At 36.7% G+C, this 21,485-nt stretch carries 24 protein-coding genes; 5 read left to right on the top strand and 19 right to left on the bottom strand.

Annotated elements, in window-relative coordinates:
* Window positions 1-2: 2 nt before the first annotated feature.
* From AC3RVG_RS12845 to AC3RVG_RS12825, 5 genes are all read right to left on the bottom strand, one after another.
* Window positions 3-614 carry a hypothetical protein gene (locus tag AC3RVG_RS12845; RefSeq protein ID WP_489691869.1) on the bottom strand — a complete coding sequence of 204 codons (612 nt, stop codon included), beginning with the start codon at window positions 612-614 and terminating at the stop codon, window positions 3-5.
* A 72-nt stretch (window positions 615-686) separates the two neighbouring features.
* Window positions 687-1,142, bottom strand: coding sequence for a RidA family protein (locus AC3RVG_RS12840; RefSeq protein ID WP_489691868.1), 456 nt, complete (start codon window positions 1,140-1,142; stop codon window positions 687-689).
* A 109-nt stretch (window positions 1,143-1,251) separates the two neighbouring features.
* The gene (locus tag AC3RVG_RS12835; RefSeq protein ID WP_489691867.1) at window positions 1,252-2,658 is read right to left on the bottom strand and encodes an FAD-dependent oxidoreductase; all 1,407 of its coding nucleotides are present in this window, start codon (window positions 2,656-2,658) and stop codon (window positions 1,252-1,254) included.
* A 94-nt stretch (window positions 2,659-2,752) separates the two neighbouring features.
* Window positions 2,753-4,018, bottom strand: coding sequence for a kynureninase (kynU, locus tag AC3RVG_RS12830; RefSeq protein WP_489691866.1), 1,266 nt, complete (start codon window positions 4,016-4,018; stop codon window positions 2,753-2,755).
* Between the two features lie 53 nt (window positions 4,019-4,071).
* Entirely contained in the window at window positions 4,072-4,773 is a 702-nt protein-coding gene (locus AC3RVG_RS12825) for a hypothetical protein (RefSeq protein ID WP_489691865.1), read from the bottom strand.
* A gap of 93 nt (window positions 4,774-4,866) precedes the next feature.
* On the opposite strand from AC3RVG_RS12825, the gene AC3RVG_RS12820 reads away from it, so the two are divergent.
* On the top strand, window positions 4,867-5,139 hold the full coding sequence (locus AC3RVG_RS12820; RefSeq protein ID WP_489691864.1) for a GNAT family N-acetyltransferase: 273 nt from the start codon (window positions 4,867-4,869) through the stop codon (window positions 5,137-5,139).
* 62 nt (window positions 5,140-5,201) lie between these two features.
* On the opposite strand, the gene AC3RVG_RS12815 is transcribed toward AC3RVG_RS12820, so the two are convergent.
* Window positions 5,202-5,333 carry a hypothetical protein gene (locus AC3RVG_RS12815; RefSeq protein ID WP_489691863.1) on the bottom strand — a complete coding sequence of 44 codons (132 nt, stop codon included), beginning with the start codon at window positions 5,331-5,333 and terminating at the stop codon, window positions 5,202-5,204.
* Window positions 5,334-5,375: 42 nt separating this feature from the next.
* Entirely contained in the window at window positions 5,376-5,534 is a 159-nt protein-coding gene (locus AC3RVG_RS12810) for a lmo0937 family membrane protein (RefSeq protein ID WP_489691862.1), read from the bottom strand.
* 159 nt (window positions 5,535-5,693) lie between these two features.
* Here AC3RVG_RS12810 and AC3RVG_RS12805 point away from each other — a divergent pair, with 159 nt between their 5' ends.
* Entirely contained in the window at window positions 5,694-6,500 is an 807-nt protein-coding gene (locus AC3RVG_RS12805) for a class I SAM-dependent methyltransferase (protein WP_489691861.1), read from the top strand.
* Between the two features lie 39 nt (window positions 6,501-6,539).
* Here AC3RVG_RS12805 and msrA read toward each other — a convergent pair whose 3' ends face one another.
* The 3 genes from msrA to AC3RVG_RS12790 form a co-directional block, all read right to left on the bottom strand.
* Window positions 6,540-7,208, bottom strand: coding sequence for a peptide-methionine (S)-S-oxide reductase MsrA (msrA, locus tag AC3RVG_RS12800; RefSeq protein WP_489691860.1), 669 nt, complete (start codon window positions 7,206-7,208; stop codon window positions 6,540-6,542).
* Window positions 7,209-7,315: 107 nt separating this feature from the next.
* Window positions 7,316-8,098, bottom strand: coding sequence for a zinc ribbon domain-containing protein (locus AC3RVG_RS12795; protein ID WP_489691859.1), 783 nt, complete (start codon window positions 8,096-8,098; stop codon window positions 7,316-7,318).
* Window positions 8,099-8,101: 3 nt separating this feature from the next.
* Window positions 8,102-9,196, bottom strand: a complete 1,095-nt coding sequence (locus tag AC3RVG_RS12790; RefSeq protein WP_489691858.1) for a Nif3-like dinuclear metal center hexameric protein — start codon at window positions 9,194-9,196, stop codon at window positions 8,102-8,104.
* Window positions 9,197-9,319: 123 nt separating this feature from the next.
* Between AC3RVG_RS12790 and lpxK the strand changes: the two genes are divergently transcribed.
* Window positions 9,320-10,327, top strand: a complete 1,008-nt coding sequence (gene lpxK / locus AC3RVG_RS12785; protein WP_489691857.1) for a tetraacyldisaccharide 4'-kinase — start codon at window positions 9,320-9,322, stop codon at window positions 10,325-10,327.
* On the opposite strand, the gene AC3RVG_RS12780 is transcribed toward lpxK, so the two are convergent.
* The 6 genes from AC3RVG_RS12780 to AC3RVG_RS12755 all read right to left on the bottom strand — a co-directional run bounded on the left by AC3RVG_RS12780 (window position 10,328) and on the right by AC3RVG_RS12755 (window position 16,568).
* Entirely contained in the window at window positions 10,328-12,574 is a 2,247-nt protein-coding gene (locus tag AC3RVG_RS12780) for a tetratricopeptide repeat-containing hybrid sensor histidine kinase/response regulator (protein WP_489691856.1), read from the bottom strand.
* A gap of 29 nt (window positions 12,575-12,603) precedes the next feature.
* Entirely contained in the window at window positions 12,604-13,602 is a 999-nt protein-coding gene (gene gap, locus AC3RVG_RS12775; protein ID WP_489691855.1) for a type I glyceraldehyde-3-phosphate dehydrogenase, read from the bottom strand.
* Between the two features lie 14 nt (window positions 13,603-13,616).
* Window positions 13,617-14,501 (bottom strand): lipoyl synthase, encoded by an 885-nt coding sequence (gene lipA, locus AC3RVG_RS12770; protein WP_489691854.1) that lies wholly within the window; start codon window positions 14,499-14,501, stop codon window positions 13,617-13,619.
* Between the two features lie 101 nt (window positions 14,502-14,602).
* Window positions 14,603-15,169, bottom strand: coding sequence for an RNA polymerase sigma factor (locus AC3RVG_RS12765; protein ID WP_489691853.1), 567 nt, complete (start codon window positions 15,167-15,169; stop codon window positions 14,603-14,605).
* Complete coding sequence (locus tag AC3RVG_RS12760) at window positions 15,160-16,254, bottom strand: glycosyltransferase (protein WP_489691852.1); 1,095 nt, start codon at window positions 16,252-16,254, stop codon at window positions 15,160-15,162. The genes AC3RVG_RS12765 and AC3RVG_RS12760 overlap by 10 nt, the downstream gene beginning before the upstream one ends.
* Before the next feature lie 92 nt (window positions 16,255-16,346).
* A complete protein-coding gene (locus AC3RVG_RS12755) occupies window positions 16,347-16,568 on the bottom strand; it encodes a membrane or secreted protein (RefSeq protein ID WP_489691851.1) in 222 nt (73 codons plus the stop codon).
* A 174-nt stretch (window positions 16,569-16,742) separates the two neighbouring features.
* On the opposite strand from AC3RVG_RS12755, the gene AC3RVG_RS12750 reads away from it, so the two are divergent.
* Window positions 16,743-17,366: a fasciclin domain-containing protein gene (locus AC3RVG_RS12750; RefSeq protein ID WP_489691850.1), complete on the top strand. Its 624-nt coding sequence runs from the start codon at window positions 16,743-16,745 to the stop codon at window positions 17,364-17,366.
* On the opposite strand, the gene murB is transcribed toward AC3RVG_RS12750, so the two are convergent.
* Together murB and AC3RVG_RS12740 are read right to left on the bottom strand one after the other, a co-directional pair.
* On the bottom strand, window positions 17,363-18,376 hold the full coding sequence (gene murB / locus AC3RVG_RS12745) for a UDP-N-acetylmuramate dehydrogenase (RefSeq protein ID WP_489691849.1): 1,014 nt from the start codon (window positions 18,374-18,376) through the stop codon (window positions 17,363-17,365). The two genes, AC3RVG_RS12750 and murB, sit on opposite strands and share 4 nt — an antisense overlap.
* On the bottom strand, window positions 18,376-19,566 hold the full coding sequence (locus AC3RVG_RS12740) for a pyridoxal phosphate-dependent aminotransferase (RefSeq protein WP_489691848.1): 1,191 nt from the start codon (window positions 19,564-19,566) through the stop codon (window positions 18,376-18,378). Before AC3RVG_RS12740 ends, murB begins: the two co-directional genes overlap by 1 nt.
* A 114-nt stretch (window positions 19,567-19,680) precedes the next feature.
* Between AC3RVG_RS12740 and AC3RVG_RS12735 the strand changes: the two genes are divergently transcribed.
* A complete protein-coding gene (locus tag AC3RVG_RS12735; RefSeq protein WP_489691847.1) occupies window positions 19,681-21,009 on the top strand; it encodes an aspartyl protease family protein in 1,329 nt (442 codons plus the stop codon).
* Window positions 21,010-21,069: 60 nt separating this feature from the next.
* Here the strand turns inward: AC3RVG_RS12735 and AC3RVG_RS12730 are convergent, their stop codons facing one another.
* Window positions 21,070-21,465 carry a DUF1573 domain-containing protein gene (locus tag AC3RVG_RS12730; RefSeq protein WP_489691846.1) on the bottom strand — a complete coding sequence of 132 codons (396 nt, stop codon included), beginning with the start codon at window positions 21,463-21,465 and terminating at the stop codon, window positions 21,070-21,072.
* Window positions 21,466-21,485: the final 20 nt, after the last annotated feature.

Below are 21,485 nucleotides of genomic sequence, written 5' to 3'. Positions count from 1 at the left end.
ATTTAACAACTTCCTTGAATTTCGAAAATCAAAATGCCTTCAGTAAGCAACTTAGTTTTAAGTTCATTTAAATAATCGAAAAATGGTTTTATGTTTTCTGAATTAATAGATTTTTTTTCCGGAATTGATTCGATTAATTTTTTTGAAATACTCCTTTGGATCTCTTGCAAATCTTTATCTTTTTTCCAGGATAGGATTAAAAAGCTTGACATTACTGAGTAGGATTCATTATAAACAAATTGAACATTAGGTTGGTGAAATTTTAGGAGTTCCATTTCTTTGGGTTCTAACTCAATAAGTCGTTGACCCATCGGATACTCCAAAATATCGCTATGGGAAATCGTTGAAATGTTTTTAAATGCTACTACTTTTTTATTTTGTTTTAGTGTAAAATCGACATCGCTAAACCCTAATTTATAAGTTGAAACAAAAGGATAAATCGGAATAGAATCCATTGGTTTGGCTTCTAAAAAAAAGCGTTTAATATCACTACCGTAATTTTGGACGTCAAATTCCTTATAGCTTCCAATATAAATATAGCCAGATATAGAATCTGAGCTATTTGTTACAACTACAACGCTGAATCGATATGTATTACCAGCATCTGCAAACATAGTCGAGATTGAAAAAATAAAAAATAGTATAGTAAATAGCGTCTTCATAAATTCAATTGTAACTGCATACTGCTACTGATTTCTGCGAACTGGTTTATACGCCATAGCCTTAATTTCCACCACTAACTGCGGATGTGGCAATTGATGCACCGCAACAGTAGTTCTGGCTGGCCCAGTTTCTTTATTGAAGTATTTAGCATACACTTCATTATAACCAGCAAAGTCATTCATATTCACTAAAAAGCTAGTTACATCAACTACGTCGGCCAATGTTGCGCCTTCGGTTGCAAGATAATCCTTGATGTTTTCCAAGACCACGCGAGTTTGTTCTCTAATATCGAAATGCATTGTGCCCATTTCATCAATTTTATTTACGCCTGCAATGGTATTGTCGGGCAAGCGTGAACTTGTGCCGCTGATAAATATGAAATCGCCCACGCGCTTTACGTGAGGATATGCGCCACGTGGCGTTGCTTTTCCTTCTACCACATTCCCGCGGAGGTTGGAATCTTTTTGATTGTTAGCCATAGTTTATTTTTTTCAAATTAGTTACTGGAAATTACCCCTTCCGTCTTCCAAATCGCTTTGGGCGATTTAGAATCCACCTTCCCCTGAAAAGGGGAAAGAACCATTATTTTTATCCAAATGCCACTTCATCATCGTGAAGGATGGCTTCGGTATGTTTTTTTACTAGTTCTAGTTTTTGTTTTAAAGACATTTCCTCTGTGATTTTACCATCGTCCAAAAGGTTTAAAATTGCTTTGTCTTGGGCTCTTCCGCGTTTCATTGCTTCGGAATATGTTATTGATTCTTTAAAGGTAACCAAAGAATATTTGCTGTAATAATCTTGTGGAAACTCTGCCTCAAAAGCTGTTTCCAGTTTTCGTTTTTTCTGAAAGATTTCCATCGCCGTGTGTTCTTTCATTTCGTGAAAATTGTCTACAGCCAAATCTGCAATTGCATCGGCGTCTTTTTTCCGAAGCGCTTCGTATTCTTTAAATATAACTTCCCAGTTTAACTCTTTCTCAGAATTGTATTTCTCTAAAACTTCGTCAAAAACCACGACATCTTCAAAGGAAGCGTTCATTCCTTGTCCGTAAAATGGTACGATTGCGTGAGCCGCATCGCCCATTAAAAGCACTTTTCCGAAGCTATTCCACGGAGCGCATTTTACAGTGCCGAGTGGACCAATTGGGTTATTGAAAAATTCTTCGGAAAGGTTTGGAATCATTTCAACTACATCTGGAAATTCCTTTTTGAAATATTCGTTCACCATTTCTGGAGTGGTCAAATTCGCGAAACAATATTCGCTGTTTTCATACGGAAGAAACAGTGTTACGGTAAAACTTCCATCTAGATTTGGGAGCGCAATGAGCATATCTTCGCCACGTGGCCAAATATGCAAAGCGTTTTTATAAGTTCGGTATCCAGCATTTTCAGCTGCTGGAATTTCAAGTTCTTTATAACCGTGACTAAGCCATTGTTGTGAAAAACTAAAAAGAAACTTATGACTATCGAACATACTTTTGCGAACTGAAGACCCTGCGCCGTCGGTTCCAAAAACAATATCTGCGGTAATCGTAGTTTCTTCTTTTGAATTGAAGTCTCTAAAAGTTGCCGAAGCATTTTCCAAATCAACACTTTCGCAACTCTGATTGAAAATGATACTTACATTCGTCATTTTTTCCGCTTCATCTAACAGCAGCATATTTAAGCCAGGTCGAGAAATGGAATTGATATATTCATCTTTACGACCGCTATACGGACTCAAAAATGTGTTTCCTGCTTTGTCGTGAATCATGCGCCCATTCATTGGGATACATTGCTTTTTAGCAGCTTCCTCAACTCCCGCTAAACGCAAACCGCGAAGTCCGCGATCACTTAGGGCGAGATTAATGGAGCGTCCGGCGTCTTGTGTGATTTTTCGTAAATCGGGACGCTTTTCTACTAAAGTAACTTGATAGCCACGTTGCGCCATTCGCAAAGCGAGTAAACTTCCGCAAAGGCCGGCGCCGATGATAAGTATATTATGGTTTTTACTCATATAATATTTCGTTGGACATTGGACGGAAAGACTTAAGACGTAGGACAAATATTGCAGAGTATGAGTCTTACGTCTTATGTCAATCAGTCCTGAGTCAATTTTTTAAAACTTCTTTTAATTTTTCCGAAAAGCGAAACACATCCTCGAAACTATTGTAAAGTGGGGCAGGGGCAACGCGAATTACATCGGGCTCGCGCCAATCGCTTATTACACCAGCTTCGGTGAGTTTAGTGTGTAACCTTTTGTCTGCATTTTTAACTTGAATTGAAAGCTGGCAGCCACGGTCGTCTGGATTACGTGGAGTTATAATTTTAATTGAATCATTTTTCATTTCGTCCAACAAAAACTCTAAATAGCCCGTTAGTTTTTCAGATTTCTTTCTAATATTTTCAAAACCTGCTTCGGAAAACGTGTCTAAAGAAGCACGAATTGCAGCCATTGAAAGTATTGGCGGATTGCTTAATTGCCATCCTTCAGCGCCGGGAAGTGCATCAAATTCATGGCGCATATTGAAACGTGTTTTTTTATTATGACCCCACCAACCCGCAAATCTATTTAGGTTTTCGTTATTTGCGTGGCGTTCGTGAACGAAGCAGCCGCCCAAACTTCCGGGGCCGCTGTTTAAATATTTGTAAGAACACCAAACAGCAAAATCGGCTCCCGTCTCGTGCAGATTTGGCTGGATATTTCCCGCACCATGCGCTAAATCGAAACCGACCATACAGTCGTATTTATGCCCCAGTTCTGTTATTTTTTTCAGTGGAAAAGATTGACCTGTGTAATAATTGGTGCTGCCAATCATTAACAAAGCAATTTCATCTCCGTGGTTTTTCATTATTTCTTCCAAATCCTCAAATCGGCAAAGTTCTTCGCCTTTTCTGGGTTTCCAAAGAATTAAGCCATCTTTTGGGTCTATTCCGTGAAATTTCAACTGACTTTCAACGGCATATTTATCGCTCGGAAAAGCATCGCTTTCCACTACAATTTTATATTTGGTTTTTGTGGGTTGGTAAAATGAAACCATCATTAAATGAAGATTAGTTGTAAGGGTGTTCATTACTACTACTTCCGAGGGTTTTGCGCCCACGATTTTTGCCATGTTTTCGGCTAAAAACTCGTGATACGGGAGCCAAGGATGCTCTCCTTCGGTATGCCCATCCACACCAAAATTTGCCCAATCTGTAAGTTCTTCTTTTATGTATTCTGCAGTAATTTTTGGTTGTAAACCAAGTGAGTTTCCGCAGAGATAAATAAGCGATTCGCCTGAAGCATTTTTTGGAATGTGAAATTTATTTCTGAAAGAGGCCAAAGAATCTTCGGCGTCTTGTGTTTTTGCGTATTCTAAAGAGTTTTGGAACATTTGGATACGTTGTATTTTATAGGCTTTTTACAAAAATAGGAATTTATATTCGTTTAATTTTCAGTTTCTTTTTTCACTGAAATGTTGGTGAAATACAGCTTAAAACCGGCTGTGCTATCCTTATGCATTTTTGCAATTTCAATTCCGTTGAAGTTTTCATAATCTTCCCAAGTGGTAATCATAGAAGGTTTTTCGGCATTTGCTTTTCTATAATTCCATTCTTTTATTTTGAAATTTTTATCATAAAAAAAATCGTAGGCATCGCCTGGAGTGTATCCACCTTCGTTTTTGTAAACAATTGTAAGTTGGTTTAACGTGTCTTTGGAAATTGGAGCGACAACATTTTCCTTTTCAGAAATCGTAATACCTTCATCCCAAATTAATTGAAAAGGTGCCAATAGCCAATATTTATCGTTAATAAAAGAAGCATCGGTTTTCATGATAATGCTGTCCATATTTGAATGGTTGTAGCTAACATTTTGTGTGGCGGTCCTCATTAGCACATTACCCGTTTTTGGTTTCCAAACCCAAGAGCGATCAAAATGATTTTCTCCCCGGTCTACGTTGAATGTAAACGCAATTTCTGAAACGTCTTTCCAATTTTGAAAGCCGTTGGCCTTTGCAATTTTATACCGAATATCTGTTTTTTGAAGTGAATTATTACCTTCCAATAATTCGTTCGAAGTAGATTTTTCAGTGTTATTACAGCTTATAAAAGTGAAAAATGTAAATAAAAGAGTGATAGTAATTTTCATAAAAAATATGTTTCTTGTAAAAGTAAGGAATACTTTTGGCTTTCATATTTTTTGTATTTTTAATCTGTAGAAACAATATAACTTCTGATTGGTATGCGAGTGATTGATAATAAAGAAAAGCATCGGTTTGAGGCCGAAGAGAATGGCTACAAAGCCATTATTGAATATTCTGTGAAGCCTGGCATCTTATCTCTTAACCATACCGAAGTGCCAAAAGAACTTAAAGGACAAGGTGTGGCCAGCGAAATGACCGAGAAAGTTTTATTGCAAATAGAACTTCGGGGTTTAAAAGTAGATCCCGTTTGCGCTTTTACTAAAAATTACATTGAAAGGCATCCTGAATGGAAATCTATTGTAGCCGAATAGGCCAAAATTAAAAGCCCTCTCAATTTTCTTGAATGGGCTTTTGTTTTAAATGTTTTGTATTATTAATCAACGGCGTCTTCTATATCGTCCGCTACGTCTTCAATTTTGTCTCCTACTGATTCCTTTTCTCTACAGCTAATAAAGCTAGTGCTTACTAATCCTGCTGCAAATAAAATTAAAAATACCTTTTTCATAATAGTTTGAGTTTAATAATTAATGGATAGTTTTTATTTTAATTATGGTCTGCGGCCGGTTGCTAATCGGTATAAAATACCAATAATTGCTAAGACCAATAAAATGTGAATTAGGCTTCCTACAGCGTCACCGAAACCGAAAAAACCTACGAGCCATCCTATAATAAGGAGTACTACAATTAACCAAATGATGTCACCCATGATGTTAGTGTTTAAATGTTAGTGTGATTAAAACTACAATAAAAGCAAATATCTTTTAAATTTTTAACCGATGTTTAACGAAAACAGTTCATAAATGTGAAAAGCATTAGTAAATGTGTTTTTTGAGTTAATTATATACCTTTATCAAAAACTAATATTTTGGATCATTCAGAAAAATTTGAAACTAATAGGAAAACATGGAATACTAAAGTCGCAGTTCATGCGAAGAGTGATTTTTACGATTTGGAAAATTTCAAAAAGGGTGAAACTTCATTAAATAAATACGAATTGAATGCTTTAGGCGATATCTCAGAGAAGAGCATTCTTCATCTTCAATGTCACTTTGGACAAGATACGTTGAGCCTTTCTAGAATGGGAGCCAAATGCACTGGCGTTGATCTTTCTGATGACGGAATTGAACTCGCACAGCAATTAAATGCAGAATTAAAGCTTGACGCAAAATTTGTTTGTTGCAATGTTTTGGATACTTCGGAATATGTTTCAGAAAAATTCGATATCGTGTTTACAAGCTACGGTACTATAGGTTGGCTGCCAGATTTAAGACCATGGGCAAAAATGATTTCAGAGAGATTAAAGCCCGGAGGTTTCTTTTATATTGTGGAGTTTCATCCAATTGCTTGGATGTTTGATTATACTGTTTCTCCACCCGTTATGAAATACGGCTACCATCAAAAGGATACTATTTATGGAGAATATGAAGGAACTTACGCCGATGCATCTTCAAAAATGAAAAGCAAGGAATACGGTTGGAATCACAGTTTGGGTGAAGTAATTACGTCGCTTTCAGAAGCGGGACTTCAAATTCAATATTTAAAAGAACACGACGCCTCGCCCTATGATATTTTTCCGGGTTTGGTGAAAAATGAGGAAGGCATGTTTGAGCTTAAAGACAAGCTTTATCCATTGATTTTTGAAGTAAAAGCAATAAAAAATTCCACAGTTTGAAGCTGTGGAATTTTTAAAAATATATGATTTTAGTGAAATTTAATGTCCAGAGTTTTTCTTTAACAACTCGGGTAGTTTTGCCTTAAACTTATTCAATCTAGGGATGGAAACATTCTGGATATATGGATTTCCGGGATTGTTGCGTTCGTAATTTTGGTGATAAGCTTCGGCTTCCCAAAATTTTTGGAACGGTAAAACTTGTGCCGCCACTTTATCTCCGCCTAATTCCTTGCTTAATGTGACTATTTTTTCATCAATTATTTTCTTTTCAGCATCATTTTGATAAAATGCGATGGAACGGTAAGAGGCGCCGTGGTCTGGTCCTTGTCCGTTTACTTGCGTAATGTTTTGTGAAGCAAAATACACATCTACCAATTGGCTGAAACTTACAACTGCGGGATCATAAATAACCTCTACCGCTTCGGCGTGGTCTGCGTGATTTTTGTAAGTTGGGTTTTCTGTTTTACCTCCGCTATAACCAGAAACCGCTTCTTTAACTCCGTTTACACTTTCGTATACTGCTTCTACACACCAGAAACATCCGCTGGCGAAATAGGCTTTTTTTAATCCATCTGCCGCGTCCGTCTGAACTGGAGTTTGTTCTTTTAGTGCCAAAGCTTCTTCTTTCTTAGAATCATTGGAAGGTTTGCAAGCAGCTTGAAGAGAAAATAGAAGAATACTTGCGATTAAAACTGTTATCTTTTTCATACGTTTTTTTTTGACGTTGGTCTTTTATAAAATAAAAACCTTGCATTTAAGGTACAAAAAAAGCCTTCACTTTATGTGAAGGCTTTGTTATAATAAATTTTAGACGCTTATTTAAGCTTGGTAAACAAAGCTTCCATTTTTTCGCGTTCTTCTGTAGCTAAATCTGGATCAACCAAAATACGGCCACTGTGTTCGTCTGTAATAATTTTTTTACGACCAGCAATTTCCATTTGCACTTGTGGTGGAATGGTAAAGAAAGAACCTCCAGATGCACCGCGCTCTACAGCAACTACTGCCAAGCCGTTTTTTACATTTGTACGGATTCTTTTGTATGCTTTTATAAGGCGTGGCTCGATCTGAGTTTCGTAATTTTCAGATTGCTTTAGTAGCGTTTGCTCTTCCTTTTCAGTCTCTTTTAAGATTTCATCAAGCTCGCTTTGTTTGTGCTTCAAGTGCTCAGAGCGTTCGTCGAAACGTGTTTTAGTTTCTTCGATTACCTGACTTTTTTGCTCAATCTGTGCGCGATATTCTTTGATATTCTTATCTGCAAGTTGAATTTCAAGTTCTTGGAATTCAATTTCTTTGGTTAAGGAGTTGTATTCGCGATTATTGCGAACGTTGTCCTGCTGGGTAGCATATTTTTTCATCAGAGTCTTAGACTCTTCGATGTTGTTCTTCTTTTCTTTAATTTGATCTTCAATAATTTCAAGATCAGATTTAAGTTTTTCCAAACGAGTGTTCATTCCTGCTACTTCGTCTTCAAGATCTTCTACTTCTAGAGGAAGTTCACCGCGAACATTTCTAATTTCATCTATTCTTGAATCAATAAGCTGAAGGTCATAAAGTGCTCTTAACTTCTCTTCAACAGTAACTTCGGTTTTTGTTGCCATAAATTATAAATAGCTAATAGGATTGGTATTTGTTTGTGATAAAAGGACTGCAAAATTAGTCATTTTTTTCTTAAGGAAAGAATGTAAAAGATCTTTTGTGTATTGTTCACTTTCATAATGCCCAATATCAGCCAAAAGCATAGTGTTTTCAGCCTTAAAGAAGTCGTGATATTTGAAATCTGCCGAAATAAAAGCGTCAGCTCCAGCGTTTTTTGCACTGTCAATAGCAAAACTACCGCTTCCGCCGAGCACAGCAACCTTTTTAATAGGCTTATTTAATAGTGCTGAATGACGTACACAATCTGTTTTCATGGTTTTTTTCAAAAATTGCAGAAATTCAGTTTCATCCATCGCATTTTTAAATTCACCTATCATTCCTGAACCCAAATGTTGATTTGAATTTTCTAGTGTAGTAATCTCATAAGCAACTTCTTCGTATGGATGCGCTTCAAAAAGTGCCTTTAAAATATGGCTTTGAAGATGTTTCGCATAAGTAATTCCTATCTGTGTTTCTTCTTCAAAGTGAATCTTCCCTTTCGTGCCAATAACGGGGTTTGAATCTTTATTTCCTTTAAAACTTCCGCTGCCTTGAATATTAAAACTGCAGTTTTCATAATTGCCTATGCTTCCGGCACCAGCTGCAAATAGTGCATTTCGCACTTTTTCAGCATTTTTTGACGGCACAAAAGTGATGAGTTTTTTAATCGTTTCTTTTTGTGGAATTAAAACCGATCCTTTAATTAGTCCGAGTTTTTCGCAAATCATTGCATTCACTCCATTCCAGGAATTGTCCAGTGCCGTATGGTTTGAAAAAATGGCAATATCGTTTTTTATTGCTTTTTGAACTACCCGTTCAACGTATGTTTTGCCTGTGATTTTTTTCAATCCAGAAAAAATAATTGGGTGAAAGCTAACGATTAAGTTGCAGTTTTTTTCAATGGCTTCATCCACCACAGCTTCTAACGTATCGAGCGTTACCAATACTCCTGTAATAGTTGCATTTGCATCGCCAACGAGCAAACCCGTGTTATCAAAACCTTCGGAATAAGAGAGTGGTGAGAGTTGCTCGAGGAGCGAAATGACTTCCTTTACCTTCATTTTTTTATAGTTTCAGTAAAGATAGTAGTTTAAATAATTTTTGAAGAAAATGGGCTCCACTTAAAATTTCGAAATGTTTGCAGTGTAGATTTCCACTTTCGTGGGAATTTGTACTTTCGTGAAATGAATTTGCTCCGAAAACTTCTTTTTCCCTTTTCGTTGTTATACGGTGGTATTACGGCGCTGCGTAATTGGCTTTACGATAATAACTGGCTTAAAAGTAAAGCATACGATATTCCAGTTATTTGCGTGGGAAACCTATCTACGGGCGGAACGGGAAAATCGCCGATGATAGAATTGCTCGTTTCATTTTTAAAAAATGACCATAGAATTGCAGTTTTAAGCCGTGGATATAAAAGAAAAACTACGGGATATCGTAATGTTTTATCATGCGATTCTGTAGAAGAAGTGGGGGACGAACCACTTCAGTTTAAAAAGAAATTTCCTGAGATTAGCGTTGCTGTCTGCGAAGATCGACAAACAGGTATTGAAAAATTGCAGAATACCGCTGAGGTAATTTTACTCGATGATGCTTTTCAGCATAGAAAAGTTAAGGCTTCGCTGAATATTTTATTAACGTCTTTTGATTCGTTGTATATAAAGGATTGTATGCTTCCAACGGGTAATCTGCGCGAACCTAAATTTGGAGCAAAACGTGCCGATGTAATTGTGGTAACAAAATGTCCAGAAAATATAAGCGAATCTACAATTGACACAATAAAACTTAATCTAAAACCCAAAAACAATCAAGAAATCTATTTTTCAAAAATTGGTTATGATTCTGAAATTTATAACGGCAACGAACAAAAACCGCTATCGTATTTGGCCCACCGAGAGTTCGTTTTAGTAACTGGAATTGCCAATCCGAAGCCTCTGATTTCGTATTTAAAAAATGAAGGGTTGCGTTTTGAAGAAAAGACTTTTGCTGACCATCATAATTTCACTATTTCTGAAATGGATGAGTTGAAAAAACAACCATTGATACTTACTACCGAAAAAGATTTTATGCGGTTGCAACCAATTGCTAGCACAACGGAAATTTATTATTTACCAATAAAAACGGTGATTCTAAATGATGCCGAGGCCGCTTTTAAAAGTAGAATTAAAAGTGCGGTAGCGTTGAAGAAGTAGTTACTTTATTAAAAATTCATTGCCGCGAATGGCGCGATTAATTTTTTCGAAGAAATCTTCGGCGTTGAAGGGTTTTGGGATAAATTCATTGAAACCTGCTTTGTAGAAATCTTCCAAATTTTCCTCAATAGTTATTGCCGTTAATGCAATAATAGGAACAGTTTTATTGAACTCACGAATCTTTCTAGTAGCCTCAATTCCGCTTATTCCAGGCATGTGAATATCCATTAATATAACGTCGAAGTCGGTCTCTTTTACATTCGCTATTGCATCCATTCCATTATCTACAACGGTACAGATCATTTTCTTCTTCTCGAGAATTTTCTTGGTAATCATTTGGTTAATTTTGTTGTCTTCAACAATCAAAACCTTTTTATCTTCGAGCATATTACTTTCAACTACTACTTCTAAGTTTTTAATGTTTTTACTATCCTTTTCAACCTCGGCGATATCATAACTTATATTAAACCAAAACTTGGAACCTTCACCCAATTTACTCTCCAGAAATATCTTACTTCCCATAAGTTCTAAGAGGTTTTTCACAATGGAAAGTCCTAATCCGGTGCCGCCGTATTTTCTATTTATTTGAAGTGATCCTTGCGAAAATGATTCGAAAATTGTGTTTTGTTTCTTTTTTGAAATACCGTCTCCAGTATCTTCAACTTCAAAATGAACTACTACTTTCTTTGCAGATTTTTCGGCGCTTACTATCCGAACCCATATATCACCGTTTTCTGTAAACTTGATTGAATTACTAATAAGATTGATTAAAATCTGAGAAATTTTTAAAGAATCGCCTAATACTATATTTGGGAGTGTAGTGTCGTAATCATAGTTTAGGTTGTTGTTTTTGGCCTCGGCAGATTTTTTTAAAGCTATTAAAACGCCGTCTATTCGCTTCTTTAAATTGAAAGGAACTTTTTCAATCTCCACTTTATTTGCCTCCAGTTTGTTGAGGTCTAAAATATTATTGATTAACGAAAGCAAATATTCTCCAGAAAATTTAAGGGAATTTAGGTGTTCTTTTTGTTCTGGTTTGGGGTCTTCTTCCAAAAGTAAATGGGTTAAACCAGTTACAGTGTACATTGGGGTTCGTAATTCATGCGTAATTGTAGAGAGAAACTGAGCTTTGGCTTGCGAGGCGCGTTCTGCATTTTCTTTTGCTTCTTGAAGTTCAGTATTTTTGTCTTGTAAAAGTTCGTTAGCCTTCGCTCTTAGATTGTTGTTTTTATAAAGTGAAAGCGTTAAAAGTGACAAAATTAGAATTAAAGCTATACTAAGCCAGCCTGTAAGTTTGCCAAAAAACAACGATTTATCTTGCTTCTTTAAATCGTTTTGCTGATTTTCAATAATTAGATTTAAGTCGCCAATGTCAGATTCTTCCTTTAATCCACGCTCAATTGCTTTTAAATGTACTTGACGCAGCGAGTCTTTTTGAGCTAAATAAAATTTAAACTCCTCTTCAGCTTGAGAACTCTTTTTCTCTGCAATAAAAATTTGTGAATTGATTCGGTGATTTTCTATCAGTATTTTTGTGTACCCTTTATCGGATGCAATATCAGTAGCATACTTTAAAAGTATTTTTGCTTCTGTCAAAGGAGATGGGTAGGTGGACGGATCTATAAGTGAAAGTGCGTCTGCAAGATTGCAATACGCAATTGCCTCTTGATAAGGCAATTGTTGAGTTTTAAAATCATTTGCTGCGCTTTTTAAATACTTAATGGCCTCGGCGTAATTTCCAAGACGGTGTTCTAGTAATCCTTTGCCATAAAGAAAATCTGCTTTACTATTTCGGGCGTTAAGTACAGTGTAAATAGAATCTGCTTTATCTAGATATATTTCAGCTTTGGCAGTCTTACCTTGAGAAATTAGAATTAAGGCATAAAGATTATAAGCTTTTCCCTGCTTAAAAGTATTTTTATAAATTTCTCCGTTCGCAATCGCTTTCTCGGTCTCTTCTTTTGCCTTTTCAAAATACTCCAATTTATAATAAAGCTCGGCTATATTAAGCTCTACATCTGTTTTGTAACTTTTATATTTCGGAATAGATGCAAGCTTATTGGCATCGTTAAGATGTTTAATAGCCTCCATAAATTTTTCAGCTTCCACGGCTTTACTTGCCGAAAACTGCAACTGTTTTATGGTTACAATGGTATCTTCTATTTGAATGGAAAATGACTTAACTGAAATCAGTAAACACAAAATAAGAGGCAAGAAGATTTTGTATTTTAGAATCAATTGGCGCATTTGTTGGTTTAAGAAGTCAATAAATATAGTTATTTCACAGAAATTCTTTCTATTAAATCAACAATTCTAGCTGAATAGCCGATTTCATTGTCGTACCAACCAATTATTTTCACCATTTTCCCAATTACCGAAGTCATTCCTGCATCAAAAATACATGAGTGTGGATTGCCAACAATATCTATGGAAACAATAGGGTCTTCGGTATATTCAAGTATTCCGGCTAAAGAGTTTTCAGCAGCTTTTTTAAAGGCTTCGTTTATCTCTTCAATAGAAACTTCTCTTTTTACGTTTAGTGTTATATCTGTTAAAGAGCCATCCGGCACTGGAACGCGAATTCCGCAACCCCCAATCACGTCGGATAATTCTGGGAAGATTTTCGTTAGCGCCTTTGCGGCTCCCGTTGTAGTAGGAACAATGGATTGTCCAGCTGCACGAGCTCTGCGAAGATCTCGATGTGGCTGATCGTGCAAACTCTGATCTGTTGTATAACTGTGAACCGTTGTAATATACGCCTGCTCAATACCACAAAGCTCGTTTATAATTTTGAGCATTGGTGCGGCATTGTTGGTGGTACAAGATGCATTCGAAATTATTAAATCGTCTGGTTCGAGAATAGAATCATTTACGCCAAGAACTACTGTTTTTATGTCATCATCCTCGGGTGGGACGCTAAGAATAACTTTTTTAGCGCCATTTTTTAAATGATTTTCAAGCTGACTTTTGGTCTTAAACTTGCCCGTACTTTCTATAACAACATCTACGTTGCCCCATGAAATGGCTTCAATGTTTTTTTCTGAAGTAAACGTGACTTTATTTCCGGCAACGATAATTTGGTTTTCAGTATGTACAATTTCTTCCTTTAAAACGCCGTGAATGCTGTCGTATTTTAATAGATGGCTCAACGTTCGAGTATCTGCCAAATCGTTAACTGCCACAACTTTTATGGAAGGATGGTTGAGCAATAATCTAAACACATTGCGGCCAATGCGACCAAAACCATTGATACCTACCGTTATTTTTTTGTCCATTTCAGAAATACTAATTAGGTAAGATGTTTTTGCGCTTTATACGAAGACCGCACTAAAGCACCACTTTCTACGTGGCGGAAACCCATCTCTAAACCTACGGTTTCATATATTTTGAATTGCTCTGGGGTAATAAATTCTTTTACCGGAAGGTGTTTTTTTGAAGGTTGCAAATATTGCCCGATGGTTAAAATATCTAAACCTATGTTTCTTAAATCTTCCATCGTTTGGAAAACTTCGTCTTCCTTTTCGCCCAAACCGAGCATAATACCACTTTTGGTTCGCGGCATTCCAGATAGTTTCAAATAATTTAAAACCTCAAGGCTACGTTCGTATTTAGCTTGTATCCGCACTTCGCGGGTTAGGCGCTTTACAGTTTCCATATTGTGACTTATCACTTCTGGTTTTACTGCAATTATTCTATCTATGTTGCGAGTGTTTCCTTGAAAATCTGGGATTAAAGTTTCCAAAGTAGTTTCAGGATTCATTCTGCGAATCGCCTTTACTGTTTCGGCCCAAATTATAGACCCCATATCTTTTAAATCATCACGATCTACCGAAGTTACAACCGCGTGTTTAATTTTCATGATTTTAATAGAGCGTGCTACCTTTTCAGGTTCGTCCCAATCCACAGTTTCGGGTCTTCCGGTTTTTACGCCGCAAAATCCACAAGAACGAGTACAAGTATTCCCTAAAATCATAAAGGTTGCAGTACCCTCTCCCCAACATTCGCCCATGTTTGGGCAACTTCCAGAGGCGCAGATGGTATTTAATTTATACTTGTCTACCAAGCCGCGGAGTTCGGTATATTTTTTCCCGGTGGGAAGTTTAACGCGTAGCCATTTTGGCTTCGGTCCCGAGGTTCCGGGTGTCTTTTGAATTTCCAAAGTTTCTGTGCTCATATAGGAAGCAAAAGTACGAAAAAAAGCCCCCTAACGCCCCAATGGATTACGCCATTTTTTTGGAATTAGAAATTTGAATTTTTATTCGGAATTTGAGTGTTTTAATCTTTTTGCGTAATAATTTCTGCAAGAAGTTTTCGAGCTCTCAATAGCCGTACTTTTACGTTATTTAGCGGCTCTTCAAGTGATTCGGAGATTTCATTATAACTCATTTCCTGAAAATAACGAAGATTAATTACTTCCTGATAATGTGGTTTTAATAACTTAATGTAACGTAGAAGTTCTGCGAGATTTTGCTCTCGTATTAATTTGTCTTCTGGAGTGGGAGCGTGGTCGGCAATTTTGTGAACCTGTTCGTTAAAGGCATCTGTGGTGTTTGAATAAATAGAGGCATTTTTTTTTCGAGAGCGGTCTATCTGAATGTTTTTTGAAATCGTAACAAGCCAAGTAGAAAATGCGTAGTTTTCGTCAAATTTTTCAATTTTATCGAATGCTTTTGCAAAGGTTTCAATAGTTATATCTTCGGCTTCGTGCTCATTGCGAACTCTTTTAAGTTGAAAGCCATAAACTTCGTTCCAATAATAATCTAAGAGAAATTTGAAAGCACCCTGCCTTCCTTTTTTCGCCTTTTCAATTTGGAGCCCTATTTCTTCTGAAGTCATTTCCATCGCGAATTTTTTTCGCCTCTGTTGGAAATAAAGATACTCAATTGTGTTACAACCAAAAACAATTCATATAAAGGAATAAAAGGAACCAAATCTTGTTCTTTTAGTTTTTTTGCGGCGTTGCCAATAATAATATATTGCACTAAAAACCTGATAAAGGTTATTGCAAGTCCAAAAATCCAATATTCAGTAAATAGCGTTATAATTGCTAGCGGCCAGAAAAGGAAATTAAAAGTATAATAGGCGCCTAAAAGTATACGGTGCTTGGGTTTGTAAAGTTTGGCAGTAGAATAATGTCTCTTTTTTTGAGTGAGCCATTTTTTCTTTTTCTTCTTCGGAATTGAATATGTAAATGCTTCTGCCTCGGTGCAAATAGCAACGTTTTTTGAAGTTGCTGCTTCATTTACAAAAAGATCGTCATCGCCCGATGGAATTTTCATATGGCTCATAAAACCTTTAGTGTCGTAGAACAATTCGCTTGTATAAGCTAGGTTTCTACCCACGCCCATATATGGATTTCCCGCTTTTGCGTACGAGAAATATTGCACTGCTGTCATCAGCGTTTCAAAGCGGATCATTTTATTTAGAAATCCTGGTTGCTTTTCATAAGCTCCATAGCCTAAAACCAATTGATTTTCGTTTGAAAATTTACTGGCCATTGTGGCTAACCATTCATTACTGGCGGGATAGCAATCGGCATCGCTGAAAACGAGTCGTGTGTTTTTTGAACGTTTTATACCCAATGTAAGGGCATATTTTTTGTTTGCCCAAAAGGCTTCGTTATTTTTTACGTTTACAATTTGAATGCGGGTATCATTTTCGGCAAAAGCTTCCATTACTTCTAAGGTGTCGTCCACTGAAGCATCATTGATAAGTATAATATCGAAGTTTGGATAATTCTGTTGTTGCCAAAGCGGAATGTGCTTTTGAAGATTTTCGGCTTCGTTTTTGGCGCAAATTATTAATGAAATAGAGTGGTTATCCGAAGTAATTTTCTTTGCAGTTTTTAGAAAAGCAAATTTCGAAAAGAGGAGGTAGTAAGCGCAGTTAATCAACGCAACTGCGCCGAAAACGTAAAGTAGCACCATAAAGATTTACGATTGAAGTCCCAATAACTTAATCGGGAGATGATTTTAGTTAGGCGCGTTTGCGCTTTAATTTATATTCTTGAAATTGATAATTATTCTGACGGTGCTTCTGGTTTGTGGCTTTCCTCTGCACAGTTTTCAAACTGGTCTGGGGTTTTTCCACAGAATCCGCAAGCTTGGCCTTCTTTATTCAAAAACGGACTTTGGCTAGCGCAAGTTCCAGCAAATTTTCCATCTTTTTTAGCCCAAATTTTTATTGCAATACCTGCAACGCCAAGTAATAATAATACTAATGTGATAAGTAAAAGTTTCATATCTAAAGATATTTGATAAAAAGTGTAGCTGTTATGCCCAAAAAATAACCGTCTATAGATTCAAAATTGTGATGGGCATTTCATCACTTTAAATTAGGCCACAAAAATACAATCTTTCTTGTCGTTGTCCTCGGAATTTAAGTATTTTTAGCCTTCATTTTAAATATTTTAACGATGCTGAAATCAATTACTTTCTTATCCATAGCAATGTTCACTCTATTAACTATTTCGTGTAAAAACGAAACGCAGGATAGCAAAAATAGCGATGTTGAAAATGTTACTACACAGGTGCCGGTAGATACTACTATAAAACGCGCAGCGAAAAAAGATTTAACACCGGCAGATATTGCATTGCTACAAAGTGTAATGGCGCGCGTAATGAACGAACCCCAATTGAAGAGGTTTGCGAGTTATCTTGTAACGGCTGCGTTGACCGATCAATTGGCAAACGAAGGAGCATTTACTGTTTTTGGACCATCAAATACAGCGGTGGAATCCTTAACTGCTGAACGCACAAAGTTCTATTCAATTCAAGAAAACAGAGCAAAGTTAGAAGAAATGCTGAAATCGCATATTGTTGTGGGAAAAATGGATAAAGAAACCTTGCTGCAAGCTATTGGAAAAAGCGGAAAAGCAAAACTAAAAACTTTGGCAGGAACTACTTTAACAGCAACGAAATCTGGTGAAGACATAGTTCTTTCTGACGGGAAATCAGGAAGTGCTAAGGTTACAAGTGTTGGTGTAGAGGGATCGAACGGAATGGTTTATATTATTGACGGTGTGCTAAACGCGAACTAAAATACATTTACTTCGGGCTCAATAAAAATACCCGTCATTTCCTTTACCTTTTTTTGAATATCCATTGCGAGCTGCCATATTTGTTTTCCGGTGGCGTTGCCATAATTTACCAAAACCAAAGCTTGATTTTTATGAACGCCTGCCTCGCCAAAACGCTGGCCTTTAAATCCTGCTTTTTCGATTAACCAACCTGCCGGAATTTTAAATTCGGTGGGTGAAACTTCGTAAAATGGTGCTTCTGGAAAATTTCTTCGGAATGCTTGAAATGTTTCAGAATCAACTACAGGGTTTTTAAAAAAACTACCACTGTTTCCCAAAACTTTCGGATCTGGAAGTTTTGATTGGCGAATTGCAATAACCGCTTCTGAAATATCTTTTATAGTAGGAACTTCAATTTTTCTTTCAGCTAAATTCTTTTGAATGTCGCCGTAAGAAATACTCGTTTTATGATTCTTTTTTGTTAGCCGAAAAGTTACGCTAGTAATAATATATTTTCCCTTCGCAGCATTTTTGAAGATTGAATTTCGGTATTCAAAAGCGCATTCGGCTTTGCTGAATTTTCGTTCTTTTAAAGTGTCTATTTCAACCGTATTACAGCTTTCGAAAGTGTCTTTCAACTCCGCGCCATAAGCTCCAATATTTTGAATGGGCGCTGTACCCACATTTCCAGGAATTAAGGAGAGGTTTTCTAACCCGCCAAAATCTTTCGCGATGCAATACTGAACAAACTCGTGCCAGTTTTCGCCAGCCATTGCTTTTACGAAAACTTCAGTTTCGGTTTCTTTTAGAATTTCAATTCCCTTTAAATTTACGTGAAGTACAAATGCATTTAAATCGGCGGTGAGCAGCATATTACTGCCACCGCCGAGTATAAATAGTTCTTCAGAAGGTTTTTTGGAAAGTACCTGTTTAAGTTCTTCAATGGTTTCCACCGAAGAGAAATAGCGCGCATTGCTAGCTATTCCAAATGTATTGTAAAGTTTAAGCGATTTGTTTTCTTCAACCCGCATTAATCCTTATATTTTTGAAGCGCAATTTTTAAGATTTTTACCGCTCTAATAAGGCTTTCTTTTTTCAGAACGTAAGCAATACGTACTTGGTTTAAACCAACGCCCGGGGTAGAGTAAAACCCTGCCGCTGGAGCAACCATAATAGTTTCGCCGTTGTCGTCAAAATCTTCTAACAACCATTGCGCAAATTTATCACTATTTTTTACGGGCAACTGAACGATGCAGTAAAAAGCGCCTTTAGGCTCGCCAACAACAACGCCAGGAATTTCTTTTAATGCCGCCACTAATGTATTTCTGCGATCTTGATATTCTGTTTTAACATTGTCAAAATAGCTCTGCGGGGTTTGTAGTGCTGCTTCACTGGCAATCTGTGCAAAAGTTGGTGGACTTAAACGTGCCTGTGCAAATTTAAGCGCTGTAGCAATTACCTCTTTGTTTTTGGATACCAAACAACCTATACGGGCGCCACACATACTATATCTTTTGGAAACAGAATCGATGATGATTCCATATTCTGCCAAGCTTTCTTCTTCAAGAATTGAGTAGTGCTTAGAGCCATCGTAGGTAAACTCACGATATACTTCATCTGCAACCAAGTACAAATCATGCTTTTTTACGAGTTTTGCTAAGGATTGTATTTCTTCTTTAGAATAAAGATAACCTGTAGGATTTCCGGGGTTACAAATTAAGATAGCCTTTGTTCTCGGAGTAATAAGTTTTTCAAACTCTGCAATAGCAGGTAAGGCAAAGTTGTCTTCAATTTTTGAAATAACGGGAACAATCTTTACATCGGTGGCTGTTGCGAAACCGTTGTAATTGGCATAAAATGGTTCTGGAATAATTATTTCGTCGCCAGCATCAGCGATGGTGCCCATTGCAAACAATAGTGCTTCACTTCCGCCTGTGGTAACTATTAGATCCTGCGCTTCAACGGGGATGTTGTTTTTTTGATAATATTTTGCAATTTTCTCGCGATACTCCTGCGAACCTTCGGAACGAGTGTATGCAAGAATCTCCAAATTATGGTTTGCCACAGCTTCCATCGCAATTTCTGGCGATTTAATATCAGGTTGACCAATGTTTAGGTGATAAACGGTTTTGTTTGCTTTGTACGCTTTTTCGGCGTAGGGCACCAACTTGCGGATGGGTGATTCCGGCATGTGTTTCCCTTTATTTGAAACTGAAGGCATAGTGGTTTATTTTGAGGCAAAGTTGCGAAATATATTTTATAATTCCATAGTGCCCAATACAACATTCGCCTTTTTTTTATACCTTCAAGTGTTTTCAAGGTAATTCTTAAAATTTTGTATAAATATCTAATCTTATGGTTTTTATTTAGTTTTTCTGCTTCATTAGTGGCCCAACCTGGATTTTTTCTTCTAAACAATAAAAAGAAAGATCGAATTCCTTTTAAATTGGTTAACAACGTACCAATAATTCAATTAGAAATTAACGGCACCCCACTTTCCTTTATACTCGATACTGGTGTAAAATCTACCATACTTTTTAGCTTAGAACAGGCAGATAGTATTCAACTTCGTAATACTACACCAGTGCTTTTGCAAGGTTTAGGTTCTGGGGGCTCTGTGGAAGCTTTAAAAAGTTTGGAGAATAAAGTGAAGGTGGGTAACGCGATAGACACGAACCACAAAATATATATAATTTTTGATAGCTCGCTGAATTTTTCACCAAGAATGGGAATTCCGGTGCACGGCATTTTAGGTAATGAGTTTTTTAAGAATTTTATTGTGAAGATTAATTATTCAACGCAAATTATAACTATTTATAATTCTAAGAAATACACGTTGAAGCCTTGCAAAAAATGTGAAGATTTACCGCTAAATTTTGTGGGTGGGAAACCCTATATTTCGCTATTAATTGAATCTGAAAATTTAAAGGAAAAAGTTACGCTATTAGTAGATTCTGGCTCGAGTGACGTAATGTGGATTTTTGACAATCGCGATTTTATAAAAGAATCTCCCAAGAATTATTTTAATGATTTTTTAGGCCTCGGACTTAGTGGTAACATTTTCGGTAAGCGTACTAGAATTCCAGGTTTGTCCGTTGGGAGTTTTCACTTAAACGATGTAAACACCTCCTTTCCTGAAGAGGATGCTATTCGGAAAGCGCGTTATTATGAAGAGCGTGATGGCAGTGTTGGTGGTGGTTTTCTGAGTCGGTTTACAGTAACTTTCGACTATGGCAACCAGTTGGTGCGCTTCAAGAAAAACCGAAAATTTAATGAACCTTTCAATTATAATATGAGTGGTTTAACTTTAGAGCACGAAGGTGTAGAACTTATAAGGGAAGAACGCCAAGCCTCTGTTAATACAAATCGGGAAAACTATAATGAGAGTTTAACAATGAATAGTATTTCCATTACTACGGAAGTTCACTTTTCACTTGTGCCGAAATATGTTGTGGTAGATGTGCGCAAAGACTCTCCCGCGGCATTAGCAGGGATTCAAAATGGAGATGAAATTATTACTATTAACGGGAAGCCTTGTTATCAATTCAAATTATACGAGTTAATAGCCATGTTTTCCACAGATGAAGGTAAAAGAGTATCTATGGAAGTAAAAAGAGGGGGTTACATTAATAAGGTGAAGTTTTATCTAAAAAGTGTATTCTAAAAAAAATCCGGTAAAAGCAATTTGCTTCCACCGGATTTGATTTATAATAAGTAAAGTTTTCTAGCTTTTTTCCAGCACACTTGACGAATCATTCATTACTTCACCTTTAATTTTTAAAGCAACCATTGGTTCGCTGGCGTTAGAATAAACTGTAATAGTTTTTCTAATCGGCCCAACACGGTTTGTGTCGTACTTTACTTGAATGGTACTACTTGCACCGGGTGCAATAGGTCCATCCGGTTTTTTAGGTACCGTACAGCCACAGCTGGATTTTACATCACTAATAATAAGCGGGGCATCGCCAGTATTAGTGAATTCAAATACACGAACTCCGTCACTACCTTTTGCAATAGTACCGTAATCCACGGTGTCTTCCTTGAAACTGATTTTTGCTTGTTGCGCCTGAGCGGCAAAACCGATAAAGGCAACAAGAGCCATAAGAGCTAATTTTTTCATGATTTTATATTTTTAATATC

It is taken from the genome of Aequorivita sp. IT1282, assembly GCF_058068205.1.
Note: the sequence above shows the minus strand (reverse complement) of the source record. Positions and strands in the feature narration are given on the sequence as shown.

What these genes read in the sequence shown, in the direction of transcription:
- AC3RVG_RS12845 (WP_489691869.1), bottom strand. Translation starts at nt 614, where the DNA reads ATGTTTGCAGATGCTGGTAATACATATCGATTCAGCGTTGTAGTTGTA.
- AC3RVG_RS12840 (WP_489691868.1), bottom strand. Translation starts at nt 1,142, where the DNA reads ATGGCTAACAATCAAAAAGATTCCAACCTCCGCGGGAATGTGGTAGAA.
- AC3RVG_RS12835 (WP_489691867.1), bottom strand. Translation starts at nt 2,658, where the DNA reads ATGAGTAAAAACCATAATATACTTATCATCGGCGCCGGCCTTTGCGGA.
- kynU (WP_489691866.1), bottom strand. Translation starts at nt 4,018, where the DNA reads ATGTTCCAAAACTCTTTAGAATACGCAAAAACACAAGACGCCGAAGAT.
- AC3RVG_RS12825 (WP_489691865.1), bottom strand. Translation starts at nt 4,773, where the DNA reads ATGAAAATTACTATCACTCTTTTATTTACATTTTTCACTTTTATAAGC.
- AC3RVG_RS12820 (WP_489691864.1), top strand. Translation starts at nt 4,867, where the DNA reads ATGCGAGTGATTGATAATAAAGAAAAGCATCGGTTTGAGGCCGAAGAG.
- AC3RVG_RS12815 (WP_489691863.1), bottom strand. Translation starts at nt 5,333, where the DNA reads ATGAAAAAGGTATTTTTAATTTTATTTGCAGCAGGATTAGTAAGCACT.
- AC3RVG_RS12810 (WP_489691862.1), bottom strand. Translation starts at nt 5,534, where the DNA reads ATGGGTGACATCATTTGGTTAATTGTAGTACTCCTTATTATAGGATGG.
- msrA (WP_489691860.1), bottom strand. Translation starts at nt 7,208, where the DNA reads ATGAAAAAGATAACAGTTTTAATCGCAAGTATTCTTCTATTTTCTCTT.
- AC3RVG_RS12795 (WP_489691859.1), bottom strand. Translation starts at nt 8,098, where the DNA reads ATGGCAACAAAAACCGAAGTTACTGTTGAAGAGAAGTTAAGAGCACTT.
- AC3RVG_RS12790 (WP_489691858.1), bottom strand. Translation starts at nt 9,196, where the DNA reads ATGAAGGTAAAGGAAGTCATTTCGCTCCTCGAGCAACTCTCACCACTC.
- lpxK (WP_489691857.1), top strand. Translation starts at nt 9,320, where the DNA reads ATGAATTTGCTCCGAAAACTTCTTTTTCCCTTTTCGTTGTTATACGGT.
- AC3RVG_RS12780 (WP_489691856.1), bottom strand. Translation starts at nt 12,574, where the DNA reads ATGCGCCAATTGATTCTAAAATACAAAATCTTCTTGCCTCTTATTTTG.
- gap (WP_489691855.1), bottom strand. Translation starts at nt 13,602, where the DNA reads ATGGACAAAAAAATAACGGTAGGTATCAATGGTTTTGGTCGCATTGGC.
- lipA (WP_489691854.1), bottom strand. Translation starts at nt 14,501, where the DNA reads ATGAGCACAGAAACTTTGGAAATTCAAAAGACACCCGGAACCTCGGGA.
- AC3RVG_RS12765 (WP_489691853.1), bottom strand. Translation starts at nt 15,169, where the DNA reads ATGGAAATGACTTCAGAAGAAATAGGGCTCCAAATTGAAAAGGCGAAA.
- AC3RVG_RS12760 (WP_489691852.1), bottom strand. Translation starts at nt 16,254, where the DNA reads ATGGTGCTACTTTACGTTTTCGGCGCAGTTGCGTTGATTAACTGCGCT.
- AC3RVG_RS12755 (WP_489691851.1), bottom strand. Translation starts at nt 16,568, where the DNA reads ATGAAACTTTTACTTATCACATTAGTATTATTATTACTTGGCGTTGCA.
- AC3RVG_RS12750 (WP_489691850.1), top strand. Translation starts at nt 16,743, where the DNA reads ATGCTGAAATCAATTACTTTCTTATCCATAGCAATGTTCACTCTATTA.
- murB (WP_489691849.1), bottom strand. Translation starts at nt 18,376, where the DNA reads ATGCGGGTTGAAGAAAACAAATCGCTTAAACTTTACAATACATTTGGA.
- AC3RVG_RS12740 (WP_489691848.1), bottom strand. Translation starts at nt 19,566, where the DNA reads ATGCCTTCAGTTTCAAATAAAGGGAAACACATGCCGGAATCACCCATC.
- AC3RVG_RS12730 (WP_489691846.1), bottom strand. Translation starts at nt 21,465, where the DNA reads ATGAAAAAATTAGCTCTTATGGCTCTTGTTGCCTTTATCGGTTTTGCC.